This window comes from Fusibacter sp., assembly GCF_057447755.1.
On record NZ_JBVBZF010000103.1, the window covers coordinates 1 to 11,185 of the forward strand.

Sequence of the window (11,185 nt, forward strand, 5' to 3'; positions counted from 1 at the left end):
CGTAAAAAACTTTGCATTTTTACCCAATGCCACTACTGAAAAATTTGCATCCATTGACCGTAATGCCAGTGGATCAACTCTAGCTTCTTCAGACAAGAAACCACATACACCAGGTGTTTTGTTTATATCAAATGGCATTTCGTTGCAAAAGCTATATGAAAATGTTGGAAATACAATTGTGCCTTCAGTTCCAATAACCTCAAAAAAGGCATTTTTAAAAGCCTCATAATACGCTTTCTGATCTTTAGCTTCCTCAAGTCTGCCAAAAAAACCGATATTGCTGTGAATAAATACATTTGCACCCTTGTTTAGTCCAGCATCTTTTAATGCCTCTACGATGTCCCTATAAGTGTAATGATATTTCATAAGCATGACCTTATTTCTTTTGGCATACTACTAAATGCCAATGATAATCAAATCCAAAACAATCATCTTCAATTGAGCCAAAGATGAAATTCTTAAAATGCCCTGAGAATGTATTAACTATGTCATTCTCATCACTAAACATTCTTAATCTCTCACCATTTCTGACATTAAAAGGATCATTCTTTATGGTTACATATTCAGAATCTAAGGCTTCAGCACCTTTATAGATGAAACAGGTCTTCTTTGGAATAGATAAAACAAGATAACCTTCTGATTTCATTACACGTGCAAACTCATTCACATAGGCATCCATCGTTCTATTGTCGCCCATATAATAGCAACTATTCCAAGATATTAAATAATCGAAAAACTCAGATTCAAAATCCAGCTTGTCATTTGTACCTACTTTGACGGTTGCTGGAATATGATTTAAATCTAAATTTATCTTTACTTTATCAACAATACTTTGTGCAACCTCTACGCCATAAAGTTCTAAACCGCACTGATTTAACATTACGAAATTTCTACCATCTCCACAACCAACATCACAAACTTTCTTGCCTGTATATCCTGAATCTCTTAATGTTAAATTTGGATATGATCCCTTAAATATCCGAATAAGGTATTCTGCAGGAAACTCCATACTGTTATTTGCATAAGCTTTTGTCCATTCTTTTTCGAAATTATACATATTTCCCCCTGCTATTATTAAGATTCAAACGAGACTAAACAAACCCTTGCAGGTGCACCATCGCCTGATTTTATTTTTATTGGCATAGCCATAAGCATCCACTCTGAGCTTAAATCCACTGATTCGAGATTTGCCAAATATTCCACTAAAACAATTTCGTTTTTCAAAAGTATTTTATGAATTTCAGAATCTCGATGACTTCCTAGTTTAATTCGACTATCATCTGGCGACGGGGTATCTAGTCCCATAACCTTTAACCCTTTATCCACTAAATACTGTGCAGCTTCTTTTGAAAAATAAGGGTAATTATAATAGTAGTCTTCCATGCTTCCCCAATACTTACTCCATCCAAATTTAAAGATCATTCTTTCGGTAATTTTAATCTTTTTAAGCATTTCAACTGTAATTTCAAAATTTCCATCTAAATTTGACCAATCAATAATAGATACTGGTCCACAAACTGTTTCAAGCGGTACCTGATCAATCGTTCTTCCACCTTCAATGAAATGTCTGGAACCATCCATGTGTGTTCCCGTATGTGAACCAAAAGATAATTTTCTCGTTTCTCTACCGACTTCACTTATTTTTCCCATTATTGTTATTTCAACAGGGGGATGCCATTTGGCATGAAACGTTAACATGCCTTCCTCAATCGGATAAGTGAGGTCTACAATTTTTGAAATTTTCATATTGACCTCCTAAATATAATTATAATTTGAGCGATATAGATTTTGACACACCATTAATTGATGCAAACGAACGATCCTGAAATTCGTCATTAGAAAAAGTGACTTCAAACTCATCTTCAATATCTGAAATGAAGTTGATGAATTGAAACGAGTCCATCCATCCATTGTGGAAAAAATTTGCCTCCAAATTCTCATTGATTACCTCAACTTCAATTCCTAAATTCTCAACAAACCACTGGATTATCCATTCCTTAACCTTAATTTCCATTATAGTTCTCCTATTTTATCTTCTAATTGATTCATTTGTTTATATCCCTACCTATGCTTCCTTTTGCATTTCAATTAGCTCAGCAAGTTCTCCATTTTTCCCGATAACAAAGCACACCTTTAATGGTCGTTTGTTTATTCGAATTTGTTCTATCTGGGTCGCCTCAAAGCCGTTCTTAATAAATTTATGTCGATCTCTATCAATCGATGTTGTAATAAAGGCTAGGCAGTTGAAGCCCACGTCATTCAAAAAGTGATTTCCTATTGTGTCATGAGCTTCATCGAAAAAGATTTTAACACACTTTTGATCAGGTAAAATACTGTTAAAGACCATGCTCTTCTTTTTATCCACTAATTCTTCTGAAAAACCAAAGAGCTTCCAAAATAAAACACTGCTTTCGATTTTACCAACGGAACATCTTATTATTTGTAAGTTACTTATATTGTTATCGGTAAGAGGCATCATTTCCATGAGTTCATTTAGTGATTTTTCTAGGCCATTGTCTTTTTCATTTAAGGCTTCGTCCCCAATTCCATTCAACTTGGGTTTTAAAAATGCTAATTTATTACTACTAACCTCTGCGGTTACAATTTCAATATCCAAATTTTTATCATGTGACATATAACATAAACTATATCGTTCCGGAAAATATGTCATCAGTGATTTTTTTATCTGTGGGTTAGAAACATTCACTTCCGTAAACTTCACTTGATAACCACACCGCTCAAGTAGTTCTTGCGACTTCTCCAAATGATTTGAATATAAGGCAATATGGTCAATTTTAATAATCATCTGTTCTTGTACCCCTCATATAATTCTTGCAGTTTTTTCTTATCTACTTTTCCATTTATGTTCTTAGGAATTTCATCTATTAGAATGAACTCATCTATTTTATATGCACTTCCTAATTTTGAACTCAATTCTGTATTGATCTGCATTTTTTCAGATGTAATCTTATTTTCACTAACATAGTAACAGATTATTTTTTCAACGATGGTCTGATCTTTTGCAGATGTAATGGCAAAATCTGAAAATAAGTGCATATCGCTTAATAATAATTCTATGTTTCTTGGACTTAAATTTATACCGCCACGAATAATAATATCCTTTTTACGGTCTTTAATAACAAGGCTATTGTCTTCTAAAAGCATGCCTACGTCCCCAGTCTTATAAAATTCATTTTCGAAAAAAGGCTTTGTACTGAGATTTGTATACCCTTTAAACACCCAAGGTACCTTGACCAATATTTCATCATCCTCAGCAATTTTTATCTCCACACCATCTAATAAGTCCCCTACGCAGTTTTCTTTTTGCGATTTTAGGGGAAAATTAGTAGAAATAAACAAAAGTTCTGATAAGCCGTAACTCTGATATAAGGTGATTGAATATTTTGATTCGAAATGTTCTTTCACTTCGTCATATAAAGGAGCTGTGCCAACACATCCAATAATTTTTTTTGACTTTGTGTATCTAACACCTTCATCACTGCGATCTAATTTAGTCAATAAGGATAACATTGTTGGATTAAACCAAAATGTATTTACACCATATTTTATTGGATACTTCCAAAAATGCATAACTTCTGAGATGCTAAATCGATTTCCGATAATAATTTTTCCACCCGTAATAAAAGGAATAATCATTTGATTGAGAAAACCCGCCATATAAGTCATTGGCATATTTTGATAAAAAATATTATTAGAATCAAACCCAAACTTATCGGAAAACGCCAAAGCTGTTGTAAGCAAATTTCTGAAAGAGTGGACTACACCCTTTGGTTCACCTGAAGTACCCGAAGTAAACATTACGAGGTAATCTCTATCCAAATCGATATGAGAGACTTCATTCATCAAATCAGATTTATTAAAATGTTCTAAAAGTTTGAAATTCAATTTACTTTTAAACGACTCAAATTCAATCATTTTGTTGGACTGGATATCGAATTTGATATCATGCAATATCCATGCATTCGATTCATATTCGCTGATTTTTTGAATTTCATTTTGTCCTTTCTGAGGATCTACAGGGATTAGCGTTATGTCATAAAGCAAACCTGCAAAATACAAAAAAACAAGATCAATTGAATTTTCAAGTATGAACATCAATTTATCCTGTCTTTTTAGACCAAGTTCTTTAAAAACTTGTATATATAGAGTTACATTTCCAAAAAAATGCTCATAGGTAAAAGGTTTATCATTGAACGCGTCAATGATAAACACTTCTTCAAATCTTGATACAAGTGTATCGAGCATTTTTTCATGTAGATTTATGTCCTTATAATTCATCCTGCTCACCACCAATATACTTTCTAAAGTCATACTTACCAAGGTTGATTTCTTCTTTTTTCAGTTCTCTCGCAATCCGATCAAGTACAGCCTCATCTAAATTAACTTTATCAATTTTAGCCATTTCAATGATTAATTTTGCTGGATCTACTGAATATTTTGCCGCATATTTGTGAATATGGCCCATGTATGAAGAGTGAAACTCTGAATAGCCTGCAATAGTATCTAGTATTCTTGATCCCTTTAAATCAATTAAAGGCTGAATATATTTTTGTCCAAGTTCCAATAGATCTAGGAGCTCAATTTTAGTATTATATCCTTGCTTTTCAAGTGCAGCAACCAAGACTTCAGTTGATGCGTTACCAGCACTCCTACCCAAACCTTGAAGTGTAGAATCTATAAAGCTATAACCACACTCAACAGCTTCTAAACTATTTGCAATCGCAAGTCCAAGATTGTTGTGTCCATGAAATCCCAGTGGTACATTTGAAACCTCACGTACTGCATTATAGTAATCTCTGATATGATGTGGAAACATACCGCCTGCTGAATCCACAACATAAATTGCCTCAGCACCATATGATTCCGCGAGTAATGCTTTTTCAGCCAAAGCTTCAGGTGGCAAAACATATGATTTCATAAAATTTGCCATAACTGTCATGCCATAATCCTTTGCGGTTTTAATATATCTTTCCATTTCTGTGATTTTCGAAACGTCAGCACCAATCCTAACAAATCCCATATTATGCTTAGCAGCCATTTTTAAGTCACTTAATCTTGCCACATTAACGATACAAAACATCCCATACTTTGCATTTGTTACAGCACTGTTAGCAGCTTCAAGATAAGCTTCATCGGATTCTACAGCTTGTGTATAACCCATCTTTTTGGCATTAAAACCAACACCATGACCTACCTCAATATATTTCACGCCAACTTGATCTAACGCTTTAACAATATTGTATACATCTAATGCAGTGAAACTGAAATTAATCGCATAGCTTCCGTCTCTTATGGTTGTATCCAAAATCTCGAACTTTTTCATATAAGATCATCTCACAATCTGCTATAGTCGTTGAATAAACGCCTTTTCAAAGTGTTGCATATGAACAATTTTCTCGTTTGTTGATAAGTATTTGAAACCTAGCTTCTCATAAAGTTTTATTGCACCAATATTGGTTTCAAAGACGTTTAAGTAAATCAAATCGAGCTTCAAATTTGTATATCCAAAGTCTAAAATCGCTTGACTCACTTCAAAGGCATATCCCTGTCCCCAATATTCTTTTTCACCGATTAAAATACCATACTCTGCACTATGGTTCACATAATCAATAGAACTCAATCCAATTGTGCCAATTCGAACTTGTCCCTCTTTTAAATGAATCACCCATTCCATTCTTGTTTCATCCGTTTGATATTTTTCAAACCAGTTCATATGATCCTCTATTGTAATCTTCTTTTGTAAAAATAAGTTCTTAAGAACCTCATCATCATTTCGCCATTTTACAATACTTTCAGCATCCTGTTCAGACATGGGTTTGAGTATAGTTCTTTCCGTATTTAAAGTGACTTTATTCATAACCATCACACTTTCACCTATTCTATATAGCCTGCTTTTTTTAGCATTAGACTAAGATCTTCCTGTGAAAGCCATTCAGAATTGGTGTCTGACGAATATTCAAATCCCTCATCAATTTTCTTTCCACCATCCATCAGGTTTTTACTGGAATCCCACCAATCAAACTCAGGATAAATTACATAGTGATTCTCATACTCATACGTATTTCTTGAATCATCTTTTGTTATCATGATTTCATGTATCTTCTCACCAATTCTAATACCGACTTCATTTAACTCTACATTGGGCGCTATAGCTCTTGCTAAATCCGAAATTTTAAATGACGGAATTTTTGAAATATAGGTTTCTCCACCTTTTGACTCTTTAAAAGCCTTAAAAACGAGTTCGACACCTTCTTCAAGGGTTATCCAAAATCGAGTCATTCTAAGGTCTGTTATGGGGAGTGATTTACCTCCGGATTCAACGATCTCCTTAAAAAATGGGATAACAGAACCCCTACTCCCAGATACGTTTCCATATCTCACAACTGAAAAAACAGTGCCTTCTGTACCTGAATAAGCATTAGCAGAAATAAAAAGCTTATCAGAAACCAACTTCGTTCCGCCATAAAGGTTAATAGGATTAACCGCTTTATCTGTGGAAAGTGCAACTACCTTTTTGACACCTCTATCGATGGCTGCATCAATGAGGTTCTGAGCACCATGGATATTAGTTTTAATTGCCTCAAACGGATTATACTCACAGGTAGGTACTTGTTTCATCGCTGCAGCATGTATAACATAATCTACACCAATTAAAGCCCTATAAAGGCGATCTCGGTCTCTTACATCGCCTATGAAAAATCGAATTTTGTCCATATCAAATTTTTTGCTGAATTCTTGCTTGCAAAGGCTTTGCTTATATTCATCACGAGAATAGATAATGATTTTCTTTGGCGAATACTTTTCAAAAATCATTTCGATGAATTTTTTCCCAAACGAACCTGTTCCACCTGTAATTAAAATTACTTTATCATTAAACATACGATATCTCCATTCATTCTGATTTAATGTAGTCCCTCTTATGGATTTCCATGTAGATCATATCATGATATTTTCCGTGATAATAAAACTCATCAACTAAATAACCAACTCGCTTAAAGCCAATGTTTTCATAAATTTTCACAGCTGCACTATTATTGGCTACTACACCAAGCTTAATCTTAACGAGGTTGAGTTGATTAAAGGCGTACTTCAAAGCAAGCTCAGTTGCCTCAGTGCCATAGCCCTTTCCGTGACTTGATTTCTCACCGATCATAATGCCTAAAAATGCTCTCCTGTGAATCCAATGGATAGAGTCAATTTTGACATTTCCAATATGTTTACCTTCTTCATTATCCACAATGGCAAAAGGCACACTTGTTGAAGAATTTTGACTTCCTTCAAAATATCGATATAGAGATTCCATATTACTTGGATAACTACCTGATTCCATATACTGATTGATTTCAGGGTCATTGATCCATTTCAAGTAGTTTTCATTAATATCTGCTTTTTCAAGTGCTCTTAATGAAATTTTTTCACCTTTAATATAAATTGACATCATTCTTCACCTACATTAAGCATCCTTTCCTTAGCCTCTTCCATTTCAATCATGACGAGTTTTGTGAGCTCCATAATTTTATGGAACCAGTTCGCATGATGAAGCGCCATTTCCACTTTAGCTTGATCGATATCTTCATATTTATCAGGCACTTGATACATGTCAATTTCAAAATGTACATAGAAAGGTTGAACAACATGCATTAATAGGAGCTGAAAATCTTTACTGTCATCTTTAATCGAATTTTTCTGTTTAATGGTTTGATTATAAAAGGTATTAGCTTGTGTACGTTCATCATTTGTCAACACATCTTGTTTGTTCATAATAGACAACATGTGTTCCTTGTTCTCATTATGATGCTTCAAGCCGTCTAGACATTTATCTACCACGTTCTGAAGATTTCTTAACGAGTCATCAATCAATTCGAGCACATGGTTTTGTTCCCTTATGGCTTCTTCCGAAGAAAATTCTGCAAGTTTGTCAAATAAGATTTTTTTTGGTTTAAAAGGTTGTGTCATATACCGATCAATTGCTTCTTTTAAAGTCATCAGTTCTGTGCCATGAATATAAGCGCCACCTTCAGTTGCATTGATACATTTTCCTTTATAATTTGCAATATCGAGTTCAAATGACTGTTTGATTCCCATCCAAGTTTCATTTGTTCTTACCTGATCTTTATAATTGCCTTTTGTAAATAATTCTTTACGCTTATAATGAACATCTTGATGGCTACCCGACATGGATGTCGATATATGGGATGCTTCACTATCCTCGCCAAATGCAAGATCCTGTCCTACTAAAATTATCGGATTACAACCCATGGCTTCAGCAATTGAAAAAGCCATATTAGATGACGATTCACGTATCAACATCATCCCCTTATCAATTTCGAGCCAAAGAAAATGGTCGAATTTACGATATACAACCATCCTAGGGCCTTTATAAATATCATATGCTTCTTTTGGAATAACAGGACAAGCTGCTAAAATCGTCTCCTTCATGTCTTCTTCTTCAAGTGTCTCAAAGCATGTTTTGGTAAGAGAGGTACGTTCAAGCGAGCAGACAATATGGGGCTTTATCCCAAAAGGCTTTATTGCCCTCATGGTTGAATTTGCTGAAATTAAAACGGCTTTATCTCCTAAGTCTCTTAATAAATCGATGTTTTTTTCAAGGGATGGTCCCGAAGAAATAATAATTGCAGGTTTGTTAGGGGTTAAGTTATAAAAACTTTTAACACCAGGATAATGGGTAATTTCATTAATATTAATAAACATATTTCTCAAGCCATCAAGAGAATCCTCGCAGCTATTGCCAACATATCCCAGCTGTCTAACAAGAGCATCTTTAAATAGTCTAATGGTATTCAGATAAAAATCCTTGTTTAAAACCATTGCCGTATGATAATAAACCGGCTTCATTGCTTTTCCTAGGAAAAATTGGTTACCTTCTGCTAGGATTTTTCTAATTTTAATAAACATGTCATCTTCACTCATGCCTACGAGCAAATATACACCTGGGCTTTTTAAAATTTGTGTAAAATCCGTTAAAGTTAATGCGATTTTAAATAATTCCAAATCCTTCTCAATTAAAAAAGAAATGGTTGTCATCTGTTTTTTTAACATATGTGAATAATAATAAATAATTTCGTATCCAAGTCCAAATCCTAAAAACATGGCTATTCTTGTATTTCTAAGGTTTAAACCTTCCAGTTGCTCTTTGACATCAAACATTGGATTGTCTTTTTTATAATAGTGCTGATTATTCTCCGGCATAAAAAGATTAAAGGTTTTACCATCTGCATTGAGACTCACTAAAAAGCGATCTGTACTCACTACTGCGTCCAATCTCGCTACTAATTCAGGATCTTTTTTCAATAAAACTTTTAAGTTTTTTTTGTAAATATCACTATTGGGTTTGATTCTTTTGATTTCTATGGTAAACACCTCCCAGTTTATTTTACTTACTTTTATATATTAAAATTCTATATTGAATGAACTTTCATACTTATGTTTTTAATACTTAAAGTAGCTCATCTAGTTTGAACACTCTTGCTCAAAGCTGGATGAAAACTAATGATCTATATAACATTATTTGTTGTATATAATCAAAAAAATTGGAGACTTTCGTCTCCAATTTTATCATTCGTACTATCTTAATAATTGAAGTACTCCTTGAGGTGCTTGATTTGCTTGAGAAAGCATAGATTGAGCAGCTTGAGATAAGATGTTGTTCTTAGTGAATTCCATCATTTCTTTCGCCATATCAACGTCTCTAATTCTCGATTCAGCAGCTGCTAAGTTTTCAGAAGAAGTATCTAAGTTTTTGATTGTGTGTTCCAATCTGTTTTGGTATGCACCAAGCTTAGATCTTTCAGTAGAAACTTTAGTGAGTGCTTTATCGATCGTAGAAATTGCTTTAGCAGCATCATCAGCGTTAGATAAATCTAAACCAAAGTAAGTTGCAGTGTTATCTGTACCATTTGTTACAGTTGCAGCTGATGTGATGTAACCAGCACCACCTGCACCGTTGTTTGATTTAGCTAAACCAAGTGCCACAGCATCCATTTTGTTAAGGTCAAGTGACATTGATTGTCCTTCATTACTTCCGATTTGGAATTGTAAAGAACCATCTGTACCTGTTGTGATTGTATTAGTTGTAGTTGCTACAGTTGTTGTTGTTTGAGTTTCAAAGATATGATCAAATTGTGCAGCAGATACATCGTTCGCATTGAATACGAATTGGATACCATGTGCATCATAATTGATTGTATCTGTACCTGAAATTGTATCAGTTGCTAGTGTGCCACCTGCAGAGTCTAATACTTTAACTGTTAATGAACCTGAGTTAGTTCCACCAACAGATGTGATAGTACCAGTGTAAGAAACTGACATTACATAAGCCCCAGTCAAGTCACTGTCTGTAATCGTTACGTTACCAACGCTTGCAGCAGTACCACCAGCAGATACTTTAGTCATTGTATCCCACTCATTTAATGTACCGATTGCAGATGCTAAAGTACCAACATTTGCATTTTCTAATTTCATTGTAACAGTTGTACCAGCAGTTACGGTATCAATTGCAGAAATTGTAAATGACACCCCATGATCGCTATAAGCGAAATCTGTTCCTGTAAAGTCAACAGAGTCACTAACCGCTAAAATAGTACCACCGGTAGTTGCTTTTAAAGTCATAGCGATTGATACAGTATCAGCATCAACTTTTTTGATTGTTACAGTAACAGAACCGTTAGTATCACCACCCGCTTCAAGAGTTGCCCATGAAGATTGAGTCGTATCGATTGCGATATTGTTATTAACAAACTTCACATTTTGAGTATTTGTAACAAATTCAGAATATGTGAATGTTTCAACTGCAGATACAGCTACTTTTGAAGTTGATGACGTATTTGTTGTACTAATAACTTCACCAGCAGTGTTTGATCTGTCACCATTTAAAAGTTTCATTGTATTGAACTCAGTTGTGTTTGCAATACGGTTAACTTCGTTTGTTAACTGATCAATCTCTTTTTGAATTTGCTCTCTATCTTCAGCAACGTTAGTATCTGAAGAAGCTTGAACTGCAAGCTCTCTCATTCTTTGAAGAATGTCATGCGTTTCATTAAGAGCACCTTCAGCTGTTTGAACCAAAGAAATCGCATCTTGCGAGTTTCTAGATGCTTGGCTTAAGCCTCTAACTTGTGATCTCATTTTTTCAGAGATTGCAAGA

Annotated in this window: 12 protein-coding genes; all 12 read right to left on the minus strand. The window is 34.3% G+C overall.

Annotated elements, in window-relative coordinates; genetic code table 11:
* Positions 1-366: AAC(3) family N-acetyltransferase (locus AC220I_RS12295; protein WP_486724134.1), on the minus strand; the 366-nt coding region annotated here is incomplete at its 3' end.
* Positions 367-376: 10 nt separating this feature from the next.
* A complete protein-coding gene (locus tag AC220I_RS12300) occupies positions 377-1,057 on the minus strand; it encodes a class I SAM-dependent methyltransferase (RefSeq protein ID WP_486724135.1) in 681 nt (226 codons plus the stop codon).
* A 17-nt stretch (positions 1,058-1,074) separates the two neighbouring features.
* On the minus strand, positions 1,075-1,746 hold the full coding sequence (locus AC220I_RS12305) for a cyclase family protein (protein WP_486724136.1): 672 nt from the start codon (positions 1,744-1,746) through the stop codon (positions 1,075-1,077).
* A gap of 19 nt (positions 1,747-1,765) precedes the next feature.
* Entirely contained in the window at positions 1,766-2,014 is a 249-nt protein-coding gene (locus AC220I_RS12310; RefSeq protein WP_486724137.1) for an acyl carrier protein, read from the minus strand.
* 51 nt (positions 2,015-2,065) lie between these two features.
* On the minus strand, positions 2,066-2,806 hold the full coding sequence (locus AC220I_RS12315; RefSeq protein ID WP_486724138.1) for a hypothetical protein: 741 nt from the start codon (positions 2,804-2,806) through the stop codon (positions 2,066-2,068).
* Positions 2,803-4,299 carry a class I adenylate-forming enzyme family protein gene (locus AC220I_RS12320; RefSeq protein ID WP_486724139.1) on the minus strand — a complete coding sequence of 499 codons (1,497 nt, stop codon included), beginning with the start codon at positions 4,297-4,299 and terminating at the stop codon, positions 2,803-2,805. The genes AC220I_RS12315 and AC220I_RS12320 overlap by 4 nt, the downstream gene beginning before the upstream one ends.
* Positions 4,289-5,344, minus strand: coding sequence for a 4-hydroxy-2-oxovalerate aldolase (locus AC220I_RS12325; protein WP_486724140.1), 1,056 nt, complete (start codon positions 5,342-5,344; stop codon positions 4,289-4,291). Before AC220I_RS12325 ends, AC220I_RS12320 begins: the two co-directional genes overlap by 11 nt.
* A 21-nt stretch (positions 5,345-5,365) precedes the next feature.
* Positions 5,366-5,884, minus strand: a complete 519-nt coding sequence (locus AC220I_RS12330; protein WP_486724141.1) for a GNAT family N-acetyltransferase — start codon at positions 5,882-5,884, stop codon at positions 5,366-5,368.
* An 11-nt stretch (positions 5,885-5,895) separates the two neighbouring features.
* Entirely contained in the window at positions 5,896-6,900 is a 1,005-nt protein-coding gene (pseB, locus tag AC220I_RS12335) for a UDP-N-acetylglucosamine 4,6-dehydratase (inverting) (protein ID WP_486724142.1), read from the minus strand.
* Between the two features lie 13 nt (positions 6,901-6,913).
* On the minus strand, positions 6,914-7,459 hold the full coding sequence (locus AC220I_RS12340; protein ID WP_486724143.1) for a GNAT family N-acetyltransferase: 546 nt from the start codon (positions 7,457-7,459) through the stop codon (positions 6,914-6,916).
* The gene (locus AC220I_RS12345; protein ID WP_486724144.1) at positions 7,459-9,333 is read right to left on the minus strand and encodes a motility associated factor glycosyltransferase family protein; all 1,875 of its coding nucleotides are present in this window, start codon (positions 9,331-9,333) and stop codon (positions 7,459-7,461) included. The genes AC220I_RS12340 and AC220I_RS12345 overlap by 1 nt, the downstream gene beginning before the upstream one ends.
* Positions 9,334-9,606: 273 nt before the next feature.
* Positions 9,607-11,185, minus strand: a 1,579-nt coding sequence (locus AC220I_RS12350; protein WP_486724145.1) for a flagellin N-terminal helical domain-containing protein, incomplete at its 5' end; no start/stop codon positions are given.

Excerpts from the sequence above, each read along its gene's own strand:
- AC220I_RS12300 (WP_486724135.1), bottom strand. The coding sequence starts at position 1,057 with ATGTATAATTTCGAAAAAGAATGGACAAAAGCTTATGCAAATAACAGT.
- AC220I_RS12305 (WP_486724136.1), bottom strand. The coding sequence starts at position 1,746 with ATGAAAATTTCAAAAATTGTAGACCTCACTTATCCGATTGAGGAAGGC.
- AC220I_RS12310 (WP_486724137.1), bottom strand. The coding sequence starts at position 2,014 with ATGGAAATTAAGGTTAAGGAATGGATAATCCAGTGGTTTGTTGAGAAT.
- AC220I_RS12315 (WP_486724138.1), bottom strand. The coding sequence starts at position 2,806 with ATGATTATTAAAATTGACCATATTGCCTTATATTCAAATCATTTGGAG.
- AC220I_RS12320 (WP_486724139.1), bottom strand. The coding sequence starts at position 4,299 with ATGAATTATAAGGACATAAATCTACATGAAAAAATGCTCGATACACTT.
- AC220I_RS12325 (WP_486724140.1), bottom strand. The coding sequence starts at position 5,344 with ATGAAAAAGTTCGAGATTTTGGATACAACCATAAGAGACGGAAGCTAT.
- AC220I_RS12330 (WP_486724141.1), bottom strand. The coding sequence starts at position 5,884 with ATGGTTATGAATAAAGTCACTTTAAATACGGAAAGAACTATACTCAAA.
- pseB (WP_486724142.1), bottom strand. The coding sequence starts at position 6,900 with ATGTTTAATGATAAAGTAATTTTAATTACAGGTGGAACAGGTTCGTTT.
- AC220I_RS12340 (WP_486724143.1), bottom strand. The coding sequence starts at position 7,459 with ATGTCAATTTATATTAAAGGTGAAAAAATTTCATTAAGAGCACTTGAA.